Raw genomic sequence first — 23,534 nt, 5'->3', positions numbered from 1 at the left:
AAAACGGTGTGAGATTATGATAGGAGATAAAGATATCCTGGAATATTGATTATAGAGAAGCAAAGATGAAAATTTGAGACAAATAGGCTATAAATTGATCAACCAGGTCGTTCACTTTTTTTTAGCTTTGAATAGTCGCCATAACATTACTAACCTTTACAGGTGGCGACATTTTCCGATTACGTCAATTATCGATCAAGATGATAAAAAAGAAAACCTGGAGTCTCTTTATATTACTTTTATGTATAGCCGTATGCCCACTATCAGGACAGGATATTAACGAGAATAGCAAACAAAAACGGCCCAATATACTGTTTATTCTGGTGGATGATTTAAAACCGGCCTTAGGCACCTATGGAGACCCCGTGGCCATTACGCCGAATATGGATAGGCTCGCGACAAAGGGAATGCGTTTCGATATGGCTTATGCTAATCAAGCAGTATGTGCACCTTCCCGTTTTAATTTAATGTTGGGAAGCCGTTCTTCGTCGTCGGGCATTTATGGATTTGGCCAAAATTTCCGCGACTATTATCCAAACGCTACAACATTGCCCCAGTTTTTTAAAGGACAGGGTTATCACACCGAGTCAATGGGTAAGGTGTTCCATATCGGGCATGGTACTTACAATGATGAACAATCGTGGAGCGTGCCCCATCATAAAGATTTGGTCATTGAATATGTCGATCCCACAAGTAAGCAGGAGGGCTTCACCCGAGAGGAGGCGTTGTTCTCAAATCAAAGTGCAAAAGGTTTACCACGAGGAGTGGCATGGGAGTCTCCGGAAGTTGCTGACGATGCATATGCGGATGGACGAACGGCTGCTCGGGCGATTAAGCGGCTAAAGGAGCTGAGTGAGAACAAGCAGGATGATCAACCTTTTTTTCTTGCAGTAGGTTTTGCCCGACCCCATCTTCCGTTTTCAGTGCCCAAAAAATATTGGGATCTTTACCAAAAGGAAAACCTTCCTTTGCCTACCTACGAGAAAGCACCGGAAGATGCTCCATCTTATGCAGTAAAGCGTGACACGGAAATTGATCAATATAAGCCGGTACGACCGTCTTCAGAGCAGGATCCATTTCCGCTCGAATTAAAACAGCAACTTATTCATGGCTATTATGCCGGAGTTAGCTATGTAGATGCGCAGATTGGTAAGGTGCTACAGGCCTTGGAAGACTCGGGGCTTGATGAAAACACCATTGTTGTGCTCTGGGGAGACCACGGTTACCACTTGGGTGAAATGGGAATATGGACCAAGCATGTCAATTACGAGCGCGCTAACAAAATTCCGCTGCTTATTGTTGCCCCTGGTGCTTCGCAACCCGCTACGGCAACTTCAGCGCTTGTTGAAACGGTAGATATTTATCCAACCGTCGTTGAGCTTGCCGGTTTTCCGCAGCCCAGAGTTGAACAGCCTTTTGATGGTGTTAGTTTGGTGCCGCTATTCCGCAATCCCAAAGCTAAGATCGGTGATCATGCCTACCATTGCTTTCCACGTGGCGGACGTTTGGGCCGAGCTATTCGTACAGATCGCTACCGTTTGGTGGAATGGAAGAAAATCGGGGAACCGGTCGAATCAGCAGAATATGAATTGTATGATTATCAGTACTCGGATGTAGAGATGAAAAACATCGCGAAGGATGAACCTTCCATTTTGGAGGAGATGAAGAAGATATTAGCCTCGCATCCCGAAGCTGTTCCATCCAAACCTTAATATTTATTACCTGACTAAATGTAATCGGTTTAATTTTGTCGCATTTTTCCAAAGTGCCAATAGTTATCTAAAACTATTTTTGTAGAAACATTAAAATAAAGGAAAATGCGAAAAATATCACTTTTCATTGCGATGAGTTTAGATGGTTACATTGCAAAACCTAATGACGACCTCAATTTTCTAAAACTTGTCGAAAAAGAGGGCGAAGATTATGGCTATACTTCGTTCACAGATACAGTCGACACATTAATTGTTGGTAGAAAAACCTATGATTATGTCCTCAAAGAAGTCGGTTCTTCTCATTATGACAACGGGCAGAGAGATGTTTATGTAATAACAAGAAATCAACGACCAAATGCAGGTAGAACAATTTTTTACACAGGAGATTTGGTGGAATTGGTAAAAAGACTAAAATCTGAAAACGGCAAGAACATTTATTGTGATGGGGGAGCAGAAATAATAAATGAGTTGTTAAAGCATGACTTAATAGACGAGTTTATAATTTCCGTTATACCGATTTTGTTAGGCGATGGAACAAGACTTTTTAAGGACGAAAGGCCTGAACAAATGCTTGAACTCCTAACCACAAAACCCTACGATACCGGATTGACACAATTGCATTATCGAAGAAAGCGGTGAAAGCTAAATAGAAACTGATAACGAGGCATATGGTCTTGACTTCGACTTAGTAATTTGCTTTTTTTATTTTTTCAACAGGCATAGTGCCAAACGCCGGACAACAACTTCACACTCCGGTTGGGTACCGTTCATTACCCAAAACAGCTGTTATTCCTGATACGTAGACATTTGCCGATTGAATTTTTAGGCAAATGTCATCTTCTAACATTTTGAGGAAAATTAATTTTGGATTAAATATCCGAGTGCCATTTAAAGAATTACAGGACAATCAAAAATTAATTTTTAATAGTAAACTATGAGAAGACTAATCGTTCTAGCAACAGCTATAATCAGCATTGTATACAGTAGAGCACAAACCACTGAACAATTGATCGGTGCCGATATGATCGTGTTTAATGCAAAGATCACTACCGGAAGCCTAACCAAACCCGAAGCTTCTGCACTCGCAGTAAAACGAGGTAAAATTTATGCTGTAGGCACAGATGTCGAGATATTGAAATTGAAAGACAATAGCACCAAGGTCATCAATGCAGGTGGTAAGCGGTTGATACCTGGTATCAATGATGCCCACATCCATATATTAAATGATAGGAGTTACAATTACAATGTCAGATGGGAAGGCGTGCCGACTTTGAAGCGTGCATTGGAAATGTTAAGTGAGCAGGCAGAACGAACTCCTGAGGGCCAATGGGTAAAAGTGATCGGGGGTTGGTCGCCATACCAGTTTAAAGAAAATCGATTGCCCACCATCGAAGAAATTCGAAAGGCAGTTCCGAACAGACCTGCGATTGTACAGTATGCTTACAACCGGGCATTTTTAAACGAAATGGCTATGAAAGCTTTTGGAGTAGGTACCGATCGTTTTCCGGCGTTGCCGGGTACGGTATTCGAAAAGGATAAGAAAGGAAATTATACAGGGGTCGTAGACGGGTATACATTTACGTTTATCTCACTGGAAGCGATGGTGCCACAGCCTTCAAGTGATGAGCAGCTTAGTTCAATTGCAAATGTAATAAATAGTCTGAACCGCTTTGGAGTTACTTCAGCTGTTGATGGAGCCGCTTTGATCGGCCATCCTCACGGACATACGCAAATACAACAACTGGCGAAGGAGAATCGTCTAAACATAAGGATGCCATTCATAGACCTTCAGTACGGTGATACGAACAGTGCTAGTTTGGTAGATGCAGAAATTAACGCGGTAATAAAGAAATCCCCTATCAGTCCGGGAGAGAATCTGCATCCGACTATGGCACATGGTCATGAATATGAAGGTGCCGGCGAATTGCTTAGAATGGAACTACATGACCATGAAAACTTCGACAGACCAGCTGTAATTATCGATAATGAAGTAATGCGCCGTTACATTAGAGAGGACATTACCAAGCTCGTTGAGAAAGGAATCCCTTTTCGCATGCACATCAGCTACGACGAAAATATCACTCCGTTCCTCGACGAACTCGAAGCAATAAACAAAAAGACACCATTGGATGGTTTACGCTGGAGTATTGAACATGCCGAAACGATATCTCTTGAGAATGCTGCCAGAGTAAAAAAACTAGGGGGCGGTATCGCTTTAGATACAAAGCTGGCCATGCACGGCGAAGCTTTTGTAAAGACCTATGGAGCAGAGAAAGCATCACAAACCCCGAGATTACGTGATTTGTATGATAGCGGTGTTCCACTTACGATGACGACGGATGCATTTAGGGTCGCTTCCTTTAATCCATGGATAGGCATAAGTTGGATGACCACAGGGAAATCAGTGTCGGGTGCCGAAATATTGGCAAAAAATAATCGGTTAACAAGAGAAGAAGCCTTAAAATTGTTTACGGTAGCCCCAACCTGGTTTGAAGATCAAGAGCGTGAAATGGGAAAAATCATTCCGGGTCATTTCGCAGATTTCGTCTTGCTTAATAAAGATTATTTTACCATACCGGATGATGAAATAAAAACAATCTCCTCCTTATTGACCGTCGTAGACGGCAGGGTGGTTTTTGGCGCAGACGAGTATAAAAGCCTGTCCCCGAAATTACCTGAAACACTTCCCGTATGGTCGCCATTCAAATATTATGGCGGGTTTTATAATAACAAGGATTAAAGTTTATGATTTAACGACCTCTGTGTGTTTCTAAATAACGGATTACTCCCTTTTGCCAACTTTCGTGTAAGACAGTGCCAATTAAAACTGGCACTGTTTTACAAAACAAACTCAATTTATGAAAAGATTTAAATTAACTTTTTTTCTTGCGATTACAACGCTGTGTGCTTCGGCACAAAAGTGGAAAAGCGACCCGGAGCATTCAAGATTGGGTTTTAGGATAGAGCATATGCAGATTTCAGAGGTCAATGGCATTTTTAAAGACTTTGAAATAGAGGTTAAAGCCGCGAAGCCGGATTTCAGTGACGCCGTGATAGCATTAAGGGCTGAAATCAGCTCAATTGATACAGAAGTAGAAGCACGCGACAAGCATCTGAAAGATAAGGATTTCTTTGATGCGGAAAGCTATTCAACTATTCAGTTTAAAAGTAAATCTATATCCAGAATCGATGAAAATAGATATTCTGTTACCGGAATGTTAACGATGCATGATGTAACCAAACAGGTTACGATGGAGATGGTACATAATGGGACAATAAACAATACAGTAACGAAAAAAAGAACGGCGGGTTTTCAGGTTACCGGTACGATTAGTCGTTCTGATTTCGAAATAGGTAGCAAGTTTCCTGAAAAATTGATAGGTGATAGCGTTTTTATTGTCGCAGATGCTGAGTTGCAGTTACAGTAAGATGATCTGAAATCAAAATGAATACAAACGCGATACACACTTTAAGAAATGAATACGTTTAGTTATTGATTATTTGCGCTGCTCTACTACAGGTTGGAATAAACGCTGTTAAAAATTATCCAGCCTGTAAATAACCTCTTCTATCTCCAGTTGTCGTGCATTAGCGTAGCCCCTGTCTGTACCGATTTTTACAAAGCCGCACTTCTCTAAAACTCTCCGAGAACCAAAATTATCAAACGCAACGCGTGCGAAAATAGGACGTGTAGTTTCGATGGCAAGAAAGTGCTTTAAAGCATAGGATGTAATGCCTTTTTTCCAATACTTCTTGTCTATCCAATAGGTAATTTCGGCATTTCCTTCCATAACAAATTTCGCTACGCTTCCCACGATGATCCCATCCACAACAATGGTAAAGTTGTTAACAGTAGGGTCATTTAACAACTTGGTGTATTTTTCCAAATATGCACTTTTATTAGTTGGATCTTTTGACGTAAATGCTGCCAGATAATTTGCATCCGGATCCAGTTGAAACCGAAATAAACTTTCCAGATCTGAAACTTTAGTCTTTCGAAGATGAATATTAAGCTTATCATTAAACATAGCGTAAATTATTATCACGATGTAATTTTGTCAAATCTACCACCCTGAGCCAAAAGGTAGGAATAGAATAATATTACAATGATAGGGCCTTTTCTACAAATGAACGAAATATTATGGTTTTTATAAGGTCCGATGTATTTGCCATAATGATTTAAAAGTACCCCGATTCAATAGCAAGCAATTAGCCACCTAGGTGTTCAGTTAATTGCTGTGGCTCTGTAATAGGTCAGATTCCATAAGGCTGGAGAATTTTTAAAATCATGGGGCGGATCTTCTGAAGCATCCGGTCGAACCCAAGATCGTTGGGGTGAATACCGTCTGTAGTCCCTTCCTGATCACCCCCTAATAGGCCCTCCGCATAGATAAGATACAAGTTCGGGTCGTGTTTTTGCAGCTTTTTGATCTCTGCCTCAAAATAGTTGTTTTTTAGCAGTACTTTGGTGGCAACTTCGGTGTCAAAATTTCCCTTTTCTCTTGCTATGCTTTGTATGGCGATAATGGGTATTTTAGGATGTTTTTTGCGAATGGTAGTAACGAAATCAGCTGTTCTTGTTAGCACTTCCTCCGGCGACGGATTGGGGACGCAATCAAGGATTAAAGCGTCCATCGACAGATCAGATATTAAATTCGCAACGTCAATTTCCATTTTTGCACTCCCACTGAAACCAAGATTAATAAAGTTTAGTCCTGTTTCCCGCGAGAGCCTTGCAGGATAAGATAAACCAGGTCGGCTTGCAGATGCTCCCTGTACAATGCTCGAACCATAAATCACAATATTTTTTTTAAATGGGTTACCGGCAGGGCTAATGGTTGCCTCGGAATCTACACCAATTTGAAGTGATATAGTCTCATCATAAGTAGGGAGGAAAAGCAGGCATGTTTTATTCCCGGCTGCCATATTCGCTACAATTTCAACCTCATTGCAATCATGGGATTTTGGGCGAGCGACACCTGCATATTGCCATCGGTCATTTCGTTTAATATAAAGGTCCATGCCCTCAACGGCCAGTCCTGTCATATTATCTGTTGGAATTCTAGAGCCTGTACACCATTTAGCCGCTATTTTGGAACTGGTGGTCTCAAAGGTAATGGCCAGACCAGCAGAATGTGTAGCTAAAGCTTTTACCGCTTTCGGAAGATTGGGAGTTGCAACTGTGTCCAAACGATGGTAGAACGGACCTTTATGACGCACCTTGCCCACTAATGTAAGCTCGCGCGCATCTATAAAGACCGTTTTGGCCTCTTGACCAAAGCTATCAAGTGCGAAAATTAGTGATAAGAAACTTAATGTTAGAACGGAAATATAGCTCATCATAAACTGTTTTAACGGACAAGATAATAATTTTATTTTTTCTGCGAAGCGGTGATTTTTCCTTGCCATACGCTGGGAACGAAGGTTGTTTTTAAAGTTCAAATTCAAACGCAAATGGTACTGAAGTAATTGTAACTATTCCATTGGCACCATCATATACCGGTAATCATTGAGCTAGAAACAATGATGCCGGTATATTCTGAGTGCTTTTTTTTGTGATCCTAGCATTAAAGTTTATATGCCAACCCGAGATTAGCAAGTCCTTTATAACCATAACCGAGGTTTAAAGAGACACTGAATGCTTTTCCATAACTAACACCTATGGCATCTATCTGGTAAGCGAAATCGGTTGTTTTATCCTTTTCAACCCTTACATCGTCTTCAGCAGATGTACGAGCATGTGCAACACCGGCGCCAATACCAGAATGTAGCCTAAAATGCTGGTGGTTAATGTAATTATATTTAAGCTCTGCTAACACTGCATAAGTTTTAGTGGATATACTACTTGTACCCTCAGATTCCGTTAAAAGATCTTTACTGGCATTTTCATAAACAAATGTCCCACCAAACTCCAATTTCTCAGTTATGTAGCTTCTATATCCTCCGAAAATTGCACCACTATATTTAGAATCAGTTACCCTGTATGAGCCTCCTGTAGCAGTTGTGATGACTATATCCGTAATGACGTCCTCTATAGAGTTAGCAGTCGCAACCCCATATCCCAGATACAAACTGCCACCACTCTGGGCAAAGCCCTTTTGCGTAACAGATATAAATAAACATAAAGCAGCCACAAATAAGTTGACGGAAAAATTCTTCATAATAATTGTTTTAGATGATATACTAGAGTTATAATAATATGTAAGAATCCTTTTTTAATCGTTTTAGTAGTTTACTTTGGATACTTTAATCCGAAATGTTCACTTTATTGTATCAAATATGTAGCAGAAAGTGCATCGTGTATTGCTAAGTAATCAATTTAGACATCAACCTTAGCGTTGCCATTGAAGGTAATAGAAAACAGATTCAAGATATGAACTTTTTACACATATACCCCCTCAGCTTACACGGAAAATATAGTTGGTTCCTTCCAAGGACAAAAGGGAGGGTGGCGCTGGTAGGGGATGCCGGCTATTGTGCTTCTCCTGCAGCAGGTATGGGCGGTTCGTTAGCCATTATAGGTGCAACAGCATTGGCAGATGCTTTTGAAAAACACCCTGGGAATTTTCAATCAGCCTTTAACAACTATAACAGTGAGCTTCGGCCTTTTATAGAAGAAGTGCAGGGCGCAGCAGTAGAAATGTTAGAGAAACTTTTACCGCGAACCGAAGAAGAAGTGAGATTGAGATTTCAGCATGGTCTATAGTTCAAGGATATTTATCCTATCGAATAATTTGGCTTTCTGTTGTAAAATTTTTCAAAAATAACCGATCGTCATAAAGGGTCCGTTATGAAAAATTTGTACACACTTTTCCGTTGTATATTCAGGTGTTTAAAGGCATCGACAAATGAAAAACATCATCCGTCGGTGATAATGATGACGCATCAAAAGTTATTAACCCCATTCAAATTTTTATTAGCGTGAGTTCAGGATAAGAAAAACATACAAATGGGAGCGAAGGGTATGGTTTCTGCCAGCAAAATGATTGGCAATATTGATTGACAAATACTAAATCCTGTGCTTAGAGATGAAACTACAGAAATTCTTGCAAACATTACCAAAAAAATATAAATCGGCTATAAGGCACCGAAGTAGGCGAAGTTTGTATGCTATAACCTTTTCTATCTTGCAAAGCCACCGCAACATGCGATGGTTTTGCAAAAAGACTTTCGCTTAGGCTGATATACCACCATCTACTTTGAAGCTGCTGCCGGTAATATAACCTGCTTCATCCCCTGCGAGGAAGCTGACCATTGCAGCGATTTCTTCCGGTTTACCAAACCGCTTTAAAGGTATGGCATTGATATACTGTTGGCGGGCATCGTCATCAGCCTTTTGCAGCATGTCGGTATCGATTGCTCCTGGTTCAACGCTGTTCACGGTAATTTTTCGCGGCGCAAGATCCCATGCCAGCCCACGTGTATAGGCTGAAACAGCTGCTTTTGTGGAAACATAATCTGATAAACCGGAGCCGCCGATTCTGATTCCACCAACAGAGGCGATATTGATTATACGACCGCCGTCGGGCATGTACTTTTGGACTGTTCTTACCGCTTCCGCTACAGAGCGTATGTTCACATCTATCTGGCGGTCATATTCATCTTCCCTCGTATCGGCCGATTCAATTGGTCCCGCTACAGAAACTGCCGCATTATTGACCAATATATCTATTTTAGTAAAAGCGGAAACTGCCTGTTCAATTGCATTTTTCACCGCCCCTTTCACAGCGCCATCTGCTTTTATCGCTAAGGCTTTTCCTCCCGCTCCATTAATTTCGTTTGCTATGAGCTGTGCTTTATCTTCTGAATTTACATAGGTAAATGCGACTGTTGCGCCTTCTCTAGCTAAACGTTTCACTATTGCTTCTCCCATGCCCCGCGTACCGCCGGTTACGAAAGCTACTTTTTCTTTTAACGTTGACATATTAATTTAATTAAAAATTTATTGTGCTGTGCACTTTTTTTTTGTTATTTAAGTTTTCTTTTGCGATCTCCGATAAATCTGAAACTGAATATTCAGTAAAACCGATCGTAATTCTGTCGGTTTTGGATCGTTATGTGCTAAAAAGGAAGGCTCTCAGGTAGGGTTGACAATGATCTTGCCGGTCGTGTGGTTTTTTTCCATTTCAAGGTGCGCCAGCGGCATCTGTTCAAGCGTAAACTTCTTTGATACATGAGGAATAAGTCTGCGCATTTTTAAAAGCACTGCAATTTCCGATAAGTCCTTACCGCTCGACATCACTGCATTATAGAAGGCATGTATACCACCGGCCTTTGCCTGCTTCTCCCATTGTGTGCCGTCAATCTTTGACCACAGACTCAATAGATGCCCTCCCTTTTTAACAATCCGCAGTGTCTGTCCTACATGTTCATCACGCAGACCTTCTATCACATAATCTACAGGAGCAAGTACATTCACGAAATTGGTCCTTTGATAGTCGATAAACTCATCAGCACCGAGGCTGTTAACAAAATCCCGCTTAGCTCCAGAGGCGAGTGCAGTTACATGCGCACCAAAATACTTGGCTATTTGTACTGCAAAATGACCAACGCCACCGCCAGCTGCGGTGACAAATACCCGATCTCCAGGTTTAATTGGGTACTTTTTGATTGCCTGCCACGTCGTCAATGCGGCCAAAGGAACTGCCGACGCTTCATCGTGCGAAATATTATCCGGCTTTAAAGTAACGTCTTCCGGTCGCGCAAGTACATACTCAGCATACGCTTTTGCATGGCCTGGCGAAGTAAAAGTAGGGAAGTTTAATAAACCGAACACGGAGTCGCCGATGTGGAAATCTGTAACATTCTCGCCATGACCAACAACCACACCAGAGACATCCCAACCCAATATCTTGGGCTCTTCGTTATTGAAGATATAATTTAACGCTACATTTTGTCTGGCATAAATGTCTGTCGGGTTTATACCAATGGCGTAAACTTTGATTAACAGCTCATCTTTTGACGGAACCGGGATGGGAAGCTCAGCGACTGATAGCTGATCAACACCCCCTTGTTTTTTTAAAATAACTGCTTTCATATTAAAATTAATTTTTATTAGCCTATAGAACTGCGCTATTGTTTTAATAAGACGTCCTACCCTTTACGCTAATACTTTACAAAGTTATTCGCTATTTAGTATAACTTTGTAACTAGTATCACTGATGATACTGTGCATATATCTAAACACGAAAGGTATTGTATGGAAACTTGCGCAAAAACGGAAATCAACGAGAAGGATATAAAAGCTCTACAAGATACGATATACGTAATCGGAGGCAAATGGAAGTTACCCATAATCTACGCCATATGTAATGGGAACAAGCGGTTTAAAGATATTAAAAACAGCATCCCGGGGATTACCACCCGAATGTTATCACGAAACCTGAAAGAACTGGAAGATAATAAGCTCATTACCCGTAAAGTATATACGGACTATCCGGTGACGGTTGAATACACTTTTACGGAGTATGCAAAAGAATACGGAACGTTGATCAACCAAATGATAGAATGGGGCAAAAAGCACCGAAAGGTACTTGTTGAAAGATGATTTTCAAATTCATTAGTCCAACCTGTAAATTATTACCACGATGTAATTTGTCAAATCCATACACTGAATCGAACCACAGGTAATGGAACAAAATTACAATGATAGAACCTTTCTATAAACGAATGAAATATTATGGTTTTTTAACTTCCGACGTATTTGCCATAACAATTTAAAAATAATCCATTTTAACGCTATCAACTTTCCATTGTGCTAACTTTTGTTTCTTTACATACTGCATATATCATATTTAAATAATGCCTTACTGGATTGAAACTTGCAAATAGATCCAAAATCGTTATTCTTGTAAAATTTATCGCTGTTAAACTGATATTTAATATGAAAAGACGCGTTTTTTTTAAGACAACAATCGTAAGTAGTGCTGCCGCCGCAATACTACCGCAGATTGGTTTTGCTCAACTTAAACCCAGCAATAAGATGCAGATGTATTATGAACTTAGAACCTATACGTTAAAGGACGCTGACCAGCTGAGCCTGGTGGAAGATTATCTTGAAAAAGCAGCAATCCCCGCATTGAACAGGTTGGGCATTGAAAACATCGGCGTATTTACCGAACTTAAGCCTTCAGCACAATCAATAGTGATTGTGTTAATCCCTTACCAATCACTACACGAGTTTGAGACAATAAATGATAGGCTTGAACAGGATAAACTTTATCTTACAGAAGGTGCCTCATACCTGAATGCTCCGGCAACAAAACCGGCATATGAGCGTATACAAAGTTCCTTACTTAAAGCCTTTAAAAACATGCCCGGCATAGAGCTTCCGTCGAAGGATAAACGTATTTTCGAACTGCGTAGATATGAGCACGCGAGTGAGGTGGCAGGGACAAAGAAGCGCGAGATGTTCAATGACGCGGGGGAGATTGAAATTTTCAAACGGCTGGGTTTTAAACCGGTTTTCTTTGGAGAAACGATCATTGGAGAGGCCCGCCCGAACCTTATTTATATGGTTACCTTCGATGATATGGCCGCACGCGACCAACATTGGAAATCTTTTGGTGCTGATCCGGAATGGAAGAAAATCAGTGCGATTCCGGAATATGCAGACTCAAAGCTTGTATCTAAGATAACGAGCACATTTCTTCAGCCAGCGGAGTATTCACAGATTTAGCTAGGACGAAGGTATAGTAATCTATGTCTTGCGATGAAAAAGAGCAATAAACCGATCTCATGATACAGTATTTTGGCAATCGGCAATTGTTGATTCTGATTTTGTCCAAGAAGTCAGCGCTGATTTGGCTAAAAAGAAGAAGAATTAGGCATCCGGTATTTGCAGATATATTGAAGCCGTTTCTTGTTTTAAGAGGCGGCTTTTTTAGCGCTAATGTGCATTTAATCGGAGATTGTTATAGTATTTTAAGTTAATCATCCTAAACCCTTTCTTTTTTCCATGCTGCTATATAAGCTAACAACGGGCAAAGGCTTTTCCCATATTCCGTGAGCGCATACTCTACGCGAGGGGAAACTCCCCGAACTGTTTCCTGCTAATTAAGCCATCCGCTTCAAGTTCTTTCAATTGTTCAGTTAAAACTTTTTTTGAAATAGCAGGTATCCTAACACTGATTTCTCCAAATCGTCTGGCATGCTTAGAAAGCACACGTAAAATAATTAATTTCCACCGTCCTCCGAACAAAGCTATAACTTCCGTAACAGGACAGTCAGCATAGTCGTTTTTATTCTTCATTAGTCACTTTTAGGTTACCACCTTTTATTGTTATTAACAACGGGCAAAGCCCTTTTGCAGTATCTTAGCCTAACAAAAGTAATCATCATTTATATTAAAACAAACACCATGATTTTAGTAACAGGTGCAACCGGTAATTTAGGCAAAGCCACCATTAATTCTTTATTGAACAAAGGCATATCCGCAAACAATATTGCAGCATTGGTAAGAGATGAATCCAAATCGGCAGAATTTAAATCAAAAGGCATTCAGGTGCGGATTGGCGACTATCAGAATTTTGAGTCTTTAAAAAGTGCGTTCCAAGACGTGGACAAGCTACTGCTGATATCTTCTTCATCGGAAATAGTTCACAGGTTTGAGCAGCATAAAAACGTAATTAATGCTGCCAAGGAAACTGGTGTCGGTCATATCATTTATACCAGTTTTGATATGGTAGATCTGCGTCGCAGTATAATGGGGGGAGATGTACAATACCATGCAGACACAAGTGACTATCTAAAACAGATAGCTGTACCTTACACCTTGATGGATAATACACTGTATGCTGACATGATTCCCCTGTTGTCCGCAACTAATATATGGGATGGAGGTGTTTCCATCCCCGCCGGAAATGGTAAAACACCTTTTTTACCGATATCAGAAATGGCCGAAGCCCTAGCTGTTGTACTGACTACTCCCGGGCATGAAAACAAAGAATATGTCATCGCTGCAGACGCTGCTTTTTCTTTCGGTGAAATCGCTGATCTAATATCAGACATATTGGGAAGAAGTGTGACTTATTACCAACCAGAGGTAGATTCATACATTGCGCAGCTTGTGCAGAACGGATTTTCTGAAGATGATTCAGCATATGTGGCAAGGTTCGGTGAGGCGATTGCCAGAGGAGAGTTCGACACCAATAAAAGTGATGTAAAACAATTACTAGGTAGAAGTCCGATATCGTTAAAACATTTTTTAAGAAGCATATACGGTAAATAATTCAAAGAAGGTTAACCTTTTCTAAGAGTTAAAAATGACATAGAAGGCAAAATTTCCGAAAACGGGGGAGTCAATTCAAAAAACGAAAGTAGAAATCTTCTAAAATTTGTGGCTATAAAAAGCAGTTAAAGCAAATTCGCATAAGCGACTTCCAGCTTTTGAAACGGAATGATGACAATTCGTATTGACTTCACTAAAAAGCGTTGATTCGGTTTTCTGTATAGGAATGCTGCTGGCTTCTTAATTTATCCTGGAGCTCCGTAATTGCTTTCTTTTTATTCTTTTTAATTCTTTCAAGCAATGATTTGGGACCACCGTCAGGGTTGTACTTGGAGCCCCAGTTAAGAAACTCCACCATGAACGGCACCAGTTCGATACCCTTCTCAGTTAGTAGATACAGGAATTTAGAAGCGTTTTTTGGGGAGGTTACTTTAGAAACAATCCCCTCATTTAAAAGTATATTGAGCTTTTCCGTCAGTACAGCTGAAGATATTTTCTCGTCCGATGCCCGAAACTCGAGGAAGGAATTTTTTCCATTAAACATTAAATCCCGTAAGAGCAACAGCATCCATTTGTCGCCGAAAATTTCCACCGAATAATTGATCGGGCATGTTGATCTTCTTTCAATTGTTTTCATTATGTCAAATTTAAAAGTAGTTTGTTTTTAAAACTACTTTTCTATACGTTTGTAGTTTACAAAACAAACTACAAAAATAGCTAAAATTTAATTATGGACTTTACAAATAAAAACGTCGTTATTACCGGTGGAACTTCAGGTATAGGCTTAGCAACAGCAAAAGCATTTATCGCCGCAGGGGCAAATGTTTGGATTACGGGAAGAAATGCCGAAAATCTACAAAAAGCAAATGCAGAAATAAACAATCCGAAATTATTTACAGTGATTTCAGACACTTCAAAGCTCGAAGGCATTTCGATTCTGGAAAAAGCAGTTGCAGAAAGTGGAAACAAATTAGATGTTCTCTTCCTGAATGCGGGAATTGGAACATTTGAGCCAATAGAAAAAGTAACCGAAGCAAATTTTGATGCACAATTTAACACCAATGTCAAGGGGCATTTCTTTACGTTGCAAAAATTACTTCCCCATCTTGCAGATGGAGCGGCAGTACTGTTCACATCTTCAACCGTTGCCACCGCGGCAAACGTGAGTGCCATCGTTTATTCTGCAACTAAAGGAGCATTGAATAAAATTGCCCAAATTGCGGCAAATGAACTGGCAGGAAGAAAAATCCGCGTCAACATTGTTAGTCCGGGACCTATAGATACGCCAGGCTTAGATACGGTATTACCTGCTGAAGCAAAAGAGTCAATAGCTGGCGCTACAGCGCTGCAAAGGCTTGGTCATCCTGATGAAATCGCGAAAACAGTGTTGTTTTTGGCTTCTGATGCCGCAAGTTTCATTACAGGAGCTGAGATCGTTGCGGATGGTGGTTATCTTAATTACGCACTAAAATAATCGTTGATCATATCATCACTTTATCCAGTAACTGATTTTTCATCGTATCATGCTTGTCGTATGATTTGGCAGGAAAAAGGAGTTCCGCTTTCGAACTCCTTTTCTAGTTACGAAGTAAGATATGAAGAACGAAATTATCGTGCAGTACCGGCAGATCTGATTACAGACCCGTCAAAAGAGCTGATAGTTTTATTGCGTACTTGCATTTTGAAATATACAGAATTAGGATATAATGATAGCGAATTTTTAAATGTCACTGGTTAACAAAGCTCAACGGACAACAGGCATTCTGTAATTTTTGGGAGATTGGCTGGTTTGCTTTTTAAAAAAGTGGTTAAAATGCGAAGGGTCCTCAAAGCCAAGCGTATAGGAGATCTCAGCAATATTCCAATCAGAGTGCTTGAGCAAAGCAATCGCTTCGCTGGTCAGTCGATCTGCAATATGCTGACTGGTCGTCTTTCCTGTAGTATCCCTGAGTGCTTTGTTAAGATAGTTGACATGAACACCTAACTTGTCCGCATACTCGCCGGGACTTCGTATCTCAACCTTTTGTTCCAGAGATTCAATTGGAAACTGCCTTTCCAAAAGCTCATTGAAAACATGCGTAATCCGCGTCTTTGCATCAATCTGGTCATATAGTCTTTCGCTGGGCTGCATTTTCAAGGCATAATGCATCAGCTCCAAAATATAGCCGCAGATTAGATCGTGTTTGAACTCGTAGTCGGAGGCCATTTCAGCCGTGATTTTGTAAAAGATATTATCTACAAAAGTCATGTTGGAGCTTTCAAGCAGATAAATCGGGGTCTTGCCATCCGAAAATATAGGAACTTTCCGAATCTGCCCTTTAAAAAAATCGTTAAAATAAGACTCTCTGAAAATAAAAAAAGCTCCATGATTTGAAAATGAGACGCTTTATGAAATAATTAACACGTTACGATTTTACAACTGAAAAGTTGATATTTTTCGGCCTTTATAGGAAAGCTCTCATCCAAAAGTCAGCGCTGAACTACATGTTAAAGTGTATACATACGTTATTGAATCTTATTTTCATCGTTATTTACCCATTTCTTAATAACATCAATAAACTCCAACTGTTGATCTACAAAGAGATAATGGGAGCAGTTATCGATGAGAACAAAGTTGTCCGGTGTTACGATATTCTTAATATCCTGTAATTGCTTAGGAGAGAAGATTCCGTCCTGCTTTCCGTAAATAGCAAATATTGCTGTCGTGCTTTTTAATTTAGTTAATATGCTTTTGGTGTCAATATTTCGCAGTGTTTCGTTTTTATAGAACTGAATAGGCGCAATTTTATTTCTGATATTCTGTTCAAAAAATAGACTTGATGCATAGTTCTCCCTTAATTCGTTTGATTGTCTGGTAGGGTAGGGCATCTCGAAATAATGATTCAGGCTGGCCAGCTCGTAACAAGCTTTTCGATATTCAGCCGAGTTTTTGTTTAACCGCTCAATTTCAGATACCTTGTTTAGCATTAAACTGTCTCCATTACTTTTATAGATGTGCTCAACGGACGATAAAATATGGTCGTAGGTTTCCTGTTGGGAAACAAGTGCTCCTGCCAATATAAGCGCGTTTACTTTTTTAGGGAACCGTTCTGTAAATAGAGCAGCTACCAGACCTCCGAAACTATGCCCTATAAGTGTCGCTTGATCGATGCTGTATAGCTGCAAGATTCCGTTCAAATCGTTAAATGCTTCTGCGTAAGTGAAAGTGGCGATTGAATCAACGGATCGACCTTCACCGCGACGATCATACACGATGACGTAGAAACCTTTATCGGCAAGTTTTTGCGCAGTGGTCGATTCAAAGAGTGTGGAATTTCCACTAGGACCGCCGTGAATAAATATGATGGGCGGATCGTGTCGATCTCCATAGGCTTTTGAATACAGAACTTGTGCCGATACAAACGCCGCAGTCAGCATAAAAAGTACAAGAAATATAACACGTTTCATTTATGATTTAGATTTTCTCAATGAAGACGCTAAATTAGATAAATGAATGATCGTTTTGCTGATTCGGTTCAAACTTTTATTCGGTTCAGCAATTCCCAATATTAAATGCCATAACGTTACTCAAAGCACCCCGGAACCGCTTTCACTTAAAAGCAATCCAAGAGGCCGGTTACCAAGCTATCTGGCATGGGCACAAAAGCTGGACCGGGGTGACTTACGGTTCTTCTACACACAGGTTTGAACGACGGTGTTTAAATACAACCGGATTCGAACCTGATATTTAGCCAGCTTTATTAGTGCCGGCCAGTTTATTATTTCTTTTCAGGTTTCCTTTTTGCAAGCCAAGAATCGATTGAGCTGAGCCCTGCACCGGTAACAATAAGGGAAATTAAGCCTGCAATGTACAATAGGTTGATTTCATATCCGGGAGGGCCAAATAAAGGACCCTGTGGCGCTAAACCTATCGTTTTCACCGAGCTAAAGCCATAGTTGATATGAATGGTGAACATAGCAACGAGCATCGTGCAGATAAGGGGTATAGCGGTAACACTTACAAAGAATCCGACAAAAATTGCCAGTCCGCCCAATATTTCGACTAACGATGCAACCCACGAACTAAGATGAGGAAACGGAACTCCTAGTTGTGTGAGAAGTTTCTCAAAGCCTACCGGGCTTCCCTTGCTCAATTTAGCCCATCCATGTGCCATAAAGCCAAAGCCGATAATTAATCGTAAAAACAACGGGCTCCATTGCTTATAATTCTTTTCTGATATTGAAAAAATGTGATTTATCATGTCTGTTTTTTTATATTCTATTTATTATTGTTGATTGGGTAATAACCACTGCCGTAAAGCAATAGCAGTGCTAGTTAAAGCCGCGCGCCGCGTGCTTCGTTTCCGTAATAATAGAATATCAAATTAGTAGGATTCTGTTCCTTAAATAAATAGGTACAGCATTCCGATAAGCAACTAAAGACTTTCGCTGTAAGACGAGTCTTTCGGAAGGGAGAAATCGCCGGATAGAATAAAAGAGCGATAAAACGATAGCTGTAAAAATAGGAACGCTAACTGCTGACTTAGGCTCGGGCACGTTAAATGTAGAGCCTGAGCTATCTATAATGCCCTGACAAATAGCTAAGCCAGCCTGCCGTCCGTCAGCTGATCGTTCCGTTTCCTGTGTGCCTTTTATGAGATTTTGAATAGCTCTTCTAAGAGGGCAATAACTAAGTGAAAGGAGAGCTGTCATCAGCAGAAATGCCGATAACGGACGGATTAAATTCACAAGAGTAAATGTCATATATCAATCCTTAATTGCACTCAATTTTCGTCAAGTTGATTGTTGATCCGCTTTTGAAGTTGCTCTTTAAATCCTTCATCTAATTTCAATTCCTTGTAATCCGAGGTAAAAAGTTTCCTGGCCATTTGGTTTATGACCGCACTTTGCTGCATGAAGGTTACACAAATGGAACATCCTGTTAAGTGTATTTTTAACTCCATCTTTTCCCTCAACGTTATTTTTCCGATTTGTTGCTTCTCAATTAAAAAAGTAGCCTTTCTACAATTGTAGGCTATTTTTTTTAACTCCGCTTCACTCAATTCTTTCATCTGTATCTATTTAAATCCAGTTTTTTTGAAGGCAAGACCTCAAATTCACCTTCGTTCTATGAATAATCACCCAAAAATTAGACGATGTCAGTTTCAACTCACTGCAAATCATTTCAGTGGTTTCATCATCTATGTGTTTCATGGAAAATACCGAAAACCATAGAGCTGGCAGCTTTTTCATACAAGCTTCCAATATTTTTTGAAACTCTTTGTTTTCCAGTGCATCGGCCTGTTCAATCCCCAGTTCGGCAGGTCTGTGCTGTTCCCTCCAATGGCCATCATTGTGATCGAAGAAGTCGGTATCAGTATCATCAGAATTTGTTGCATCAACTCCTTTTGCAAGTCTCATTGATCTCGACCGATATACATCAACTATTTTGTTTTTTAGGATCGCCGTAAGCCAGGTCTTTTCAGAGCTTTTTCCTTCAAACTTTTCCTTGCGCTCAAGTGCTGATAAAAAAGTTTCTTGTACAAGGTCTCTCGCCAAATCCTCGTCATTTATACGGAAAGCGGCATATGTGTAAAGGTAGTCTGCGTACCTGCTGACCCATTTATGCGGGTTAACTGCGTGGTTATCTATTGTGTTAATTTCGGGATCGTTCGTTAGCATAAGTAAATTTAATGTTCCATTTTGATTTATGATGTCTTTCGATCTTTTTTCATAATCGTAACGGTGAATAACATCCCTTAGTCGGAAATCTGATTGAATCCTTACAAATATTTTTGACTTTTTAAGGATTCTTTGGAATAGCCGACAATAGCTTTAGCTTGGACGAAAGATAGTTGTGCGGGTAGCAATTGATATGTATTTTACGGTTTCAAATGGCATTGATAAACTAAAGTGATTTGTTAATAAACCAGAGATACTCAATGGAATTAATTTTTTTGTAGAGCCTTCTTCCCAAAAGCTGTCAGTTGTTTAGCATCGAGATAACCTATTGAACGTAGTAGCACCTTTCCATTATAGTCAAGAATTAAGAGCGTAGGGTACTCCTGCACGTCCCACTTTGAAGCCAGATCTGCGCCTTCCCCTTTTTCCATATCTATAGATATGTTCACGAAATTTTTATTAAAAAAATCAGCAGCCTGACTGTCTTTAAAGGTTATGTTCTTCAACTGCTTACATGGGCCGCACCAGGTTGTATAGGCATCAACAAAAACGTATTTACGTTCTGCTTTTGCTTTCTTTAACGCGATTGAATAGGAGTTTTCGATAAATGTTATGGGCTTGCTTTTCACCGGCCTTTCATTTATTAAATCATGTACGCTGTGAATGATTGAGAATGAACTCAGTGAGAATAACGCTCCAAATAGAAGCAACTGATACTTTATATTTTTCATTTGATTGGGTTTTAATTATTACATGTCTTTATATGCGGCGGTTCCCTTGTCTATAAATGTCACATATTTTGAAACATTAAGATCGAATGCCTGCGGAGATGTCAACCGGTTGCCAGAACCGTCTACGACAACATAATAGGGCTGAGAATTTGTGCCAAAAGAAGCAGCCTGAAAATCGCTCCATTTTTGACCCAAGGTCTTTACTTTCCTGCCACTGAATTTTGAAATGTACTTTTCATTTTCTGCAAGTTCGCTTTTGTCATCTACGTAGAGGGATACCAGGATATAATCCTTTTTTAGACGTTCCAGTACCGCCGGGTCTGACCATACACTTGCTTCCATCTTACGGCAATTGGTGCAGCTCCAACCTGTAAAATCTAATAGGATGGGTTTATTCAATTTTTTTGATTGCACAAGAGCTTGCTCATAATCATAAAAAGCATCTAAGCCGTATGGCGTATGAAAAAGGGACGCATATTTTTTATTAGCGGTTTCTTCTGTTTTCTCTTTAACGGCCGAACCGGTTAAATCAAATTCTTGCGAAGTGATAGGCGGCAACCAAGCACTGATCGACTTCAGGGATGCACCGAAAACTCCCGGTAGCATATAAAGCGTAAAACCAAAGACCAGCATGCTGACAAATAAACGGGGAAGGGAAAGTGTTTTTGTTTCAGTATCATGTGAAAGTCTGATCTTTCCTACAAGGTAGAAGCCCAGAAACGCAAATATGATTATCCATATGATCAGAAAAACATCCCTGTTCAAAACCCCCCAGTGGTAAGCCAAATCGACGTTTGACAGGTATTTAAAAGCCAGCGCGAATTCGAGGAAACCAAGAGACACTTTTATCGAATTCAACCAACCACCGGATTTTGGGAGTTCTTTCAACCAGGAGGGAAAAATAGCAAACAAAGTAAAGGGAATTGCCAAAGCTAAAGAGAATCCAAGCATACCCATCGCTGGCCCGTAATAGGTTCCGTTAGAAACGGCATCGACCAGTAAGGTTCCGATAATTGGCCCTGTGCACGAGAACGAAACCAGTGCTAGGGTAAAAGCCATAAAAAATAGCCCTATTATCCCACCTTTGTTAGATTTCTCGTCCATCCTGTTAACCAGTACGAGGGTAGAGTAATTTCAAAAGCACCTAAAAAGGAAAGTGCAAAAACGATCAGTATAGCAAAAAAAATGAGATTGAATGTAGCACTGCTGGCCGCTTCGTTTAAGGCGGATGAGCCGAAAAAAAAAGTGATCAGCAATCCTAAGCCCACATAAATTGTAATGATGAAAGTTCCGTATAAAAAGGCCTTTTGTATTCCTTTGCGCCTGGACACTTCCTGCTTGGTAAAGAAGGAAATAGTTAGCGGTATCATCGGATAAATACATGGCATAAAGAAAGCGGCCAGACCTCCTAAAAAACCCGCAATCAAAATTCCAAGGTAAGAAGAAGCACTTCCACCGGGCATGTAACTTTTTGCGGCTTGTTCCACTTTTGATTGCGTGCCGGTACTTCGCTGTCCGGGTTCAGCCACCGGTTGAGCTTGTGATCCTTTTTGGCCCACCGGGATGCTAAACTCTTCCTCTGTTGGAGGCAGGCACTTATGGTCATTGCAAACCATAAATTCCAATGAACCTGTTATCGTTGTGGGCTGGTTAAGCTTAATCCGTTGTTTAAATATCACCTGTTTTTCATGCCAAAAGATTTCCATATTGAAATTTTTGTCAAAGCCGGAAAGTGCCTTTGGCGTCTCCAGCACTTTGTCTACTAACTGGTAAGCTGTCGAGCTATCAAACTTAAAGGAAGTAGGTATAGGCCCGCCTTCCTTAATAAATTGCGAATAGACATGCCAGCCGGAGTCAATATCTGCTTTTAACACAAGGAAGGCTTCCTGTGTATTGATTTTTTCCGCGGAAAAGCTCCAGTGTACCGGACTTTCTATTTGAGCTTTCACTGATATGGAAAACCATATGAAGCTCAGTAAAACGAGGATTTTTTTCATTTGCTTGTATCCGATAGCTTAGACCTCATCACGAAGGGCAGCAGCAGCGGCCTTCAATAAGGGCGCACTTAGCCTTTGCGTGATATTCGGGTTGATGTATTCGAAAAGGATGTTCCCCTTTTTGTTTAGGATAAAGACGGATGGCACCGGCAGAAGTTTGTCAACATTTTTTCCACCCGAGGTTTCCGATAGAAATTTATCGTAGCTTTTAGGGCCCTTAAAGGCTATACCAAAGCTCTTGGCGGCAGCCAGATCTGCATCTGATAACAGGGTGTAGGAAAGTTTTTCCTTGTCCATTGTTTTATTAAGGTTCTCTGGACTGTCAGTACTGATGGCGACAATCTGATAACCCATTTTGGTTAAATCTTTTTCAATCTCCTGTAATCCGGAAAGCTGTTTCGAGCAATAAGGACACCAGCCCCCACGGTAAAAAACAATAATCGTTGGCGTTTCCGATACCGACTTGTTTAAGTCGAACATTTCGCCGGAAGATTTGCGCAGGTTTAGAACAGGGATTTGCTCGCCCGCTAGAAGGGGACTTACATCTTCGGCTTTTAATGGGGCACCTGCTACCACCTTTACAGTATCCTCCGCAATAAACATATGCTGTCTTGACGAAGATGAATCGGTTTGATTAATTGCAGCTGCATTAAAAGTTAGTGCCGAAAAACCGAGCAGCGTAACCGCTAACAATGATTTTATCAACCTTACCTTGTTGATTTTATTTTTTCTCATACGTTTTTGCCGGTTTAGTCGCAAAGACTGGTGAATCCTTACAAAAAAATCATATGAATCTTACCGGCTGAATTTCGGCAGCCTATGATTAAATTTCTTAATTTATAATCAGAATTGCACGAAAAATCCTATCTTATGCTTGTAAACATAACCGATATAAAGCACATCATTTCTGAGTCGAAAAAAAAAAGCTGTTCGAGCCGTTGATCATGAATGTACATTAATGTACCGGCATATCGGTAATGTATTTTCGAAAAAGAACAGAAAGGTAAAGAGCGTGCCGATTATGGTATTTCGATCGTTGATCTGCCATATAATCCGGAACAATACGGATAGGGCTATTTGAGCTCATTGTTTTCTTTTAGAAGCATATTGTGTTTTGACGTTATAGGCCCCCATTTTACTTAACAATATTTGATGTTAAAAAATCCCTAGCACCAAAGCAACCCGAAGCTGATGCTTTTTCCCA

25 protein-coding genes and 2 pseudogenes are annotated in these 23,534 nt (G+C 40.3%); 9 read left to right on the top strand and 18 right to left on the bottom strand.

Annotation, left to right across the window (positions count from 1 at the left end):
- Positions 1–200 precede the first annotated feature (200 nt).
- From QT327_RS00585 to QT327_RS00570, 4 genes are all read left to right on the top strand, one after another.
- Positions 201–1,712 (top strand): sulfatase, encoded by a 1,512-nt coding sequence (locus QT327_RS00585; RefSeq protein ID WP_289551608.1) that lies wholly within the window; start codon positions 201–203, stop codon positions 1,710–1,712.
- 105 nt (positions 1,713–1,817) lie between these two features.
- Complete coding sequence (locus tag QT327_RS00580) at positions 1,818–2,351, top strand: dihydrofolate reductase family protein (RefSeq protein WP_013667456.1); 534 nt, start codon at positions 1,818–1,820, stop codon at positions 2,349–2,351.
- A 295-nt stretch (positions 2,352–2,646) separates the two neighbouring features.
- A complete protein-coding gene (locus QT327_RS00575; protein WP_289551606.1) occupies positions 2,647–4,452 on the top strand; it encodes an amidohydrolase in 1,806 nt (601 codons plus the stop codon).
- 118 nt (positions 4,453–4,570) lie between these two features.
- Entirely contained in the window at positions 4,571–5,140 is a 570-nt protein-coding gene (locus QT327_RS00570; RefSeq protein ID WP_289551604.1) for a YceI family protein, read from the top strand.
- A gap of 108 nt (positions 5,141–5,248) precedes the next feature.
- Here QT327_RS00570 and QT327_RS00565 read toward each other — a convergent pair whose 3' ends face one another.
- From QT327_RS00565 to QT327_RS00555, 3 genes are all read right to left on the bottom strand, one after another.
- Positions 5,249–5,740 carry a GNAT family N-acetyltransferase gene (locus QT327_RS00565; protein ID WP_289551602.1) on the bottom strand — a complete coding sequence of 164 codons (492 nt, stop codon included), beginning with the start codon at positions 5,738–5,740 and terminating at the stop codon, positions 5,249–5,251.
- Positions 5,741–5,966: 226 nt separating this feature from the next.
- Positions 5,967–7,055, bottom strand: coding sequence for an SGNH/GDSL hydrolase family protein (locus tag QT327_RS00560; protein WP_289551601.1), 1,089 nt, complete (start codon positions 7,053–7,055; stop codon positions 5,967–5,969).
- Positions 7,056–7,279: 224 nt separating this feature from the next.
- Complete coding sequence (locus tag QT327_RS00555; RefSeq protein ID WP_289551599.1) at positions 7,280–7,873, bottom strand: outer membrane beta-barrel protein; 594 nt, start codon at positions 7,871–7,873, stop codon at positions 7,280–7,282.
- A 212-nt stretch (positions 7,874–8,085) separates the two neighbouring features.
- Here QT327_RS00555 and QT327_RS00550 point away from each other — a divergent pair, with 212 nt between their 5' ends.
- Positions 8,086–8,418: a Rossmann-fold NAD(P)-binding domain-containing protein gene (locus QT327_RS00550; protein WP_207303734.1), complete on the top strand. Its 333-nt coding sequence runs from the start codon at positions 8,086–8,088 to the stop codon at positions 8,416–8,418.
- Positions 8,419–8,886: 468 nt separating this feature from the next.
- Here QT327_RS00550 and QT327_RS00545 read toward each other — a convergent pair whose 3' ends face one another.
- Positions 8,887–9,636, bottom strand: a complete 750-nt coding sequence (locus tag QT327_RS00545; protein WP_130855417.1) for an SDR family NAD(P)-dependent oxidoreductase — start codon at positions 9,634–9,636, stop codon at positions 8,887–8,889.
- A 153-nt stretch (positions 9,637–9,789) separates the two neighbouring features.
- Positions 9,790–10,749, bottom strand: a complete 960-nt coding sequence (locus QT327_RS00540; protein WP_130855418.1) for an NADP-dependent oxidoreductase — start codon at positions 10,747–10,749, stop codon at positions 9,790–9,792.
- Positions 10,750–10,911: 162 nt separating this feature from the next.
- Between QT327_RS00540 and QT327_RS00535 the strand changes: the two genes are divergently transcribed.
- Both QT327_RS00535 and QT327_RS00530 read left to right on the top strand, forming a co-directional pair.
- A complete protein-coding gene (locus tag QT327_RS00535) occupies positions 10,912–11,259 on the top strand; it encodes a winged helix-turn-helix transcriptional regulator (RefSeq protein WP_289551596.1) in 348 nt (115 codons plus the stop codon).
- Between the two features lie 336 nt (positions 11,260–11,595).
- A complete protein-coding gene (locus tag QT327_RS00530; protein WP_149105831.1) occupies positions 11,596–12,390 on the top strand; it encodes an NIPSNAP family protein in 795 nt (264 codons plus the stop codon).
- Positions 12,391–12,649: 259 nt separating this feature from the next.
- Here QT327_RS00530 and QT327_RS00525 read toward each other — a convergent pair.
- A pseudogene (locus tag QT327_RS00525) lies at positions 12,650–12,963 on the bottom strand (winged helix-turn-helix transcriptional regulator).
- Between the two features lie 108 nt (positions 12,964–13,071).
- Between QT327_RS00525 and QT327_RS00520 the strand changes: the two are divergent.
- Positions 13,072–13,941, top strand: a complete 870-nt coding sequence (locus tag QT327_RS00520; protein WP_149105830.1) for an SDR family oxidoreductase — start codon at positions 13,072–13,074, stop codon at positions 13,939–13,941.
- Positions 13,942–14,134: 193 nt separating this feature from the next.
- Here the strand turns inward: QT327_RS00520 and QT327_RS00515 are convergent, their stop codons facing one another.
- Positions 14,135–14,578, bottom strand: coding sequence for a winged helix-turn-helix transcriptional regulator (locus QT327_RS00515; RefSeq protein WP_149105829.1), 444 nt, complete (start codon positions 14,576–14,578; stop codon positions 14,135–14,137).
- 93 nt (positions 14,579–14,671) lie between these two features.
- Here QT327_RS00515 and QT327_RS00510 point away from each other — a divergent pair, with 93 nt between their 5' ends.
- The gene (locus QT327_RS00510) at positions 14,672–15,415 is read left to right on the top strand and encodes an SDR family oxidoreductase (protein ID WP_149105828.1); all 744 of its coding nucleotides are present in this window, start codon (positions 14,672–14,674) and stop codon (positions 15,413–15,415) included.
- Between the two features lie 270 nt (positions 15,416–15,685).
- Here QT327_RS00510 and QT327_RS00505 read toward each other — a convergent pair whose 3' ends face one another.
- The 11 genes and pseudogenes from QT327_RS00505 to QT327_RS00450 form a co-directional block, all read right to left on the bottom strand.
- The gene (locus tag QT327_RS00505) at positions 15,686–16,189 is read right to left on the bottom strand and encodes a helix-turn-helix domain-containing protein (protein ID WP_246860301.1); all 504 of its coding nucleotides are present in this window, start codon (positions 16,187–16,189) and stop codon (positions 15,686–15,688) included.
- A gap of 257 nt (positions 16,190–16,446) precedes the next feature.
- Positions 16,447–17,388 carry an alpha/beta fold hydrolase gene (locus tag QT327_RS00500; RefSeq protein WP_149105827.1) on the bottom strand — a complete coding sequence of 314 codons (942 nt, stop codon included), beginning with the start codon at positions 17,386–17,388 and terminating at the stop codon, positions 16,447–16,449.
- Positions 17,389–17,699: 311 nt separating this feature from the next.
- Positions 17,700–18,182, bottom strand: coding sequence for a DoxX family protein (locus QT327_RS00495; protein WP_149105826.1), 483 nt, complete (start codon positions 18,180–18,182; stop codon positions 17,700–17,702).
- 118 nt (positions 18,183–18,300) lie between these two features.
- The gene (locus QT327_RS00490) at positions 18,301–18,684 is read right to left on the bottom strand and encodes a hypothetical protein (protein WP_149105825.1); all 384 of its coding nucleotides are present in this window, start codon (positions 18,682–18,684) and stop codon (positions 18,301–18,303) included.
- A 20-nt stretch (positions 18,685–18,704) separates the two neighbouring features.
- On the bottom strand, positions 18,705–18,992 hold the full coding sequence (locus tag QT327_RS00485) for a hypothetical protein (protein WP_013667424.1): 288 nt from the start codon (positions 18,990–18,992) through the stop codon (positions 18,705–18,707).
- 10 nt (positions 18,993–19,002) lie between these two features.
- Positions 19,003–19,602, bottom strand: a complete 600-nt coding sequence (locus QT327_RS00480; protein WP_149105824.1) for a sigma-70 family RNA polymerase sigma factor — start codon at positions 19,600–19,602, stop codon at positions 19,003–19,005.
- Positions 19,603–19,868: 266 nt separating this feature from the next.
- Complete coding sequence (locus QT327_RS00475; RefSeq protein WP_149105823.1) at positions 19,869–20,333, bottom strand: thioredoxin family protein; 465 nt, start codon at positions 20,331–20,333, stop codon at positions 19,869–19,871.
- 18 nt (positions 20,334–20,351) lie between these two features.
- On the bottom strand, positions 20,352–20,939 hold the full coding sequence (locus QT327_RS28450) for a thioredoxin fold domain-containing protein (RefSeq protein WP_502910544.1): 588 nt from the start codon (positions 20,937–20,939) through the stop codon (positions 20,352–20,354).
- 252 nt (positions 20,940–21,191) lie between these two features.
- Positions 21,192–22,330: pseudogene (locus QT327_RS28090) on the bottom strand (protein-disulfide reductase DsbD family protein); the annotation flags it as partial.
- A gap of 18 nt (positions 22,331–22,348) precedes the next feature.
- Positions 22,349–23,065 (bottom strand): peroxiredoxin-like family protein, encoded by a 717-nt coding sequence (locus tag QT327_RS00455; protein ID WP_289551588.1) that lies wholly within the window; start codon positions 23,063–23,065, stop codon positions 22,349–22,351.
- A gap of 220 nt (positions 23,066–23,285) precedes the next feature.
- Positions 23,286–23,417 (bottom strand): hypothetical protein, encoded by a 132-nt coding sequence (locus QT327_RS00450; protein ID WP_256377664.1) that lies wholly within the window; start codon positions 23,415–23,417, stop codon positions 23,286–23,288.
- Positions 23,418–23,534 lie beyond the last annotated feature (117 nt).

The sequence above is a fragment of the Olivibacter sp. 47 genome (assembly GCF_030372825.1).
GTDB classification, from domain to species: domain Bacteria; phylum Bacteroidota; class Bacteroidia; order Sphingobacteriales; family Sphingobacteriaceae; genus Olivibacter; species Olivibacter oleidegradans.
This window is presented reverse-complemented; position numbering and strand designations above follow the sequence as displayed.

Excerpts from the sequence above, each read along its gene's own strand:
- QT327_RS00585 (WP_289551608.1), top strand. The coding sequence starts at position 201 with ATGATAAAAAAGAAAACCTGGAGTCTCTTTATATTACTTTTATGTATA.
- QT327_RS00580 (WP_013667456.1), top strand. The coding sequence starts at position 1,818 with ATGCGAAAAATATCACTTTTCATTGCGATGAGTTTAGATGGTTACATT.
- QT327_RS00575 (WP_289551606.1), top strand. The coding sequence starts at position 2,647 with ATGAGAAGACTAATCGTTCTAGCAACAGCTATAATCAGCATTGTATAC.
- QT327_RS00570 (WP_289551604.1), top strand. The coding sequence starts at position 4,571 with ATGAAAAGATTTAAATTAACTTTTTTTCTTGCGATTACAACGCTGTGT.
- QT327_RS00565 (WP_289551602.1), bottom strand. The coding sequence starts at position 5,740 with ATGTTTAATGATAAGCTTAATATTCATCTTCGAAAGACTAAAGTTTCA.
- QT327_RS00560 (WP_289551601.1), bottom strand. The coding sequence starts at position 7,055 with ATGATGAGCTATATTTCCGTTCTAACATTAAGTTTCTTATCACTAATT.
- QT327_RS00555 (WP_289551599.1), bottom strand. The coding sequence starts at position 7,873 with ATGAAGAATTTTTCCGTCAACTTATTTGTGGCTGCTTTATGTTTATTT.
- QT327_RS00550 (WP_207303734.1), top strand. The coding sequence starts at position 8,086 with ATGAACTTTTTACACATATACCCCCTCAGCTTACACGGAAAATATAGT.
- QT327_RS00545 (WP_130855417.1), bottom strand. The coding sequence starts at position 9,636 with ATGTCAACGTTAAAAGAAAAAGTAGCTTTCGTAACCGGCGGTACGCGG.
- QT327_RS00540 (WP_130855418.1), bottom strand. The coding sequence starts at position 10,749 with ATGAAAGCAGTTATTTTAAAAAAACAAGGGGGTGTTGATCAGCTATCA.
- QT327_RS00535 (WP_289551596.1), top strand. The coding sequence starts at position 10,912 with ATGGAAACTTGCGCAAAAACGGAAATCAACGAGAAGGATATAAAAGCT.
- QT327_RS00530 (WP_149105831.1), top strand. The coding sequence starts at position 11,596 with ATGAAAAGACGCGTTTTTTTTAAGACAACAATCGTAAGTAGTGCTGCC.
- QT327_RS00520 (WP_149105830.1), top strand. The coding sequence starts at position 13,072 with ATGATTTTAGTAACAGGTGCAACCGGTAATTTAGGCAAAGCCACCATT.
- QT327_RS00515 (WP_149105829.1), bottom strand. The coding sequence starts at position 14,578 with ATGAAAACAATTGAAAGAAGATCAACATGCCCGATCAATTATTCGGTG.
- QT327_RS00510 (WP_149105828.1), top strand. The coding sequence starts at position 14,672 with ATGGACTTTACAAATAAAAACGTCGTTATTACCGGTGGAACTTCAGGT.
- QT327_RS00505 (WP_246860301.1), bottom strand. The coding sequence starts at position 16,189 with ATGACTTTTGTAGATAATATCTTTTACAAAATCACGGCTGAAATGGCC.
- QT327_RS00500 (WP_149105827.1), bottom strand. The coding sequence starts at position 17,388 with ATGAAACGTGTTATATTTCTTGTACTTTTTATGCTGACTGCGGCGTTT.
- QT327_RS00495 (WP_149105826.1), bottom strand. The coding sequence starts at position 18,182 with ATGATAAATCACATTTTTTCAATATCAGAAAAGAATTATAAGCAATGG.
- QT327_RS00490 (WP_149105825.1), bottom strand. The coding sequence starts at position 18,684 with ATGACATTTACTCTTGTGAATTTAATCCGTCCGTTATCGGCATTTCTG.
- QT327_RS00485 (WP_013667424.1), bottom strand. The coding sequence starts at position 18,992 with ATGAAAGAATTGAGTGAAGCGGAGTTAAAAAAAATAGCCTACAATTGT.
- QT327_RS00480 (WP_149105824.1), bottom strand. The coding sequence starts at position 19,602 with ATGCTAACGAACGATCCCGAAATTAACACAATAGATAACCACGCAGTT.
- QT327_RS00475 (WP_149105823.1), bottom strand. The coding sequence starts at position 20,333 with ATGAAAAATATAAAGTATCAGTTGCTTCTATTTGGAGCGTTATTCTCA.
- QT327_RS28450 (WP_502910544.1), bottom strand. The coding sequence starts at position 20,939 with ATGCTACCGGGAGTTTTCGGTGCATCCCTGAAGTCGATCAGTGCTTGG.
- QT327_RS00455 (WP_289551588.1), bottom strand. The coding sequence starts at position 23,065 with ATGAGAAAAAATAAAATCAACAAGGTAAGGTTGATAAAATCATTGTTA.
- QT327_RS00450 (WP_256377664.1), bottom strand. The coding sequence starts at position 23,417 with ATGAGCTCAAATAGCCCTATCCGTATTGTTCCGGATTATATGGCAGAT.